This window comes from Vibrio sp. 2130-1 (genome assembly GCF_033339515.1).
Map to the genome: position 1 here is coordinate 1 of NZ_JAWOUT010000206.1, position 757 is coordinate 757.

1 protein-coding gene is annotated in these 757 nt (G+C 46.0%); it reads left to right on the plus strand.

Features of this window, described 5'->3' with window-relative positions; all coding sequences use genetic code 11:
• Positions 1-229: 229 nt before the first annotated feature.
• Positions 230-757, plus strand: a 528-nt coding sequence (locus R7Q09_RS25220; RefSeq protein ID WP_318143829.1) for a MotA/TolQ/ExbB proton channel family protein, incomplete at its 3' end; no start/stop codon positions are given.

Consider the following 757-nt stretch of genomic DNA (forward strand, 5'->3'; position numbering starts at 1 on the left):
ATGCACGAAAGTTACCTTAGCCTAGTTACTTGGTCAAATTTAACCTTACATAATTGTCACAAAATTGGCTCTAAACGGGTCTGATTAGACAAACCCCATATTTTAGTTAGGGTTGTTGGCGTTAATTTGTGATCTATTAGCTAAGATTTTCCTAAAAAATCTGTTCTAGTTGTCGATACAAGTAATAATCCGCCTAACGGCAGTATTTAAATAGCGTGAGGAGTGCTTTGTGGATTTAGCAACCCTAATAGGTTTGATCGGTGGTTTTGCCTTCGTCATCATGGCAATGGTGCTAGGTGGCAGTATCGGCATGTTCGTCGACGTTACATCGATCCTTATCGTAGTAGGTGGCTCTGCATTTGTAGTATTGATGAAGTTCACGCTCGGCCAGTTCTTTGGTGCGGCGAAAATTGCAGGCAAGGCATTCATGTTTAAAGCCGATGAGCCAGAAGACCTCATCGCAAAGATTGTTGAAATGGCTGATGCGGCGCGTAAAGGCGGTTTCCTAGCTTTGGAAGAGATGGAAATCAACAACAGCTTTATGCAGAAAGGCATTGACCTTTTGGTGGATGGTCACGATGCGGATGTGGTTCGCGCTGCGTTGCAAAAAGACATTGCCTTGACGGATGAGCGACACACGCAAGGCACTGGTGTTTTCCGGGCGTTTGGTGACGTTGCTCCAGCGATGGGGATGATCGGTACGCTGGTTGGTCTGGTTGCGATGCTTTCGAACATGGATGACCCAAAAGCGATCGGC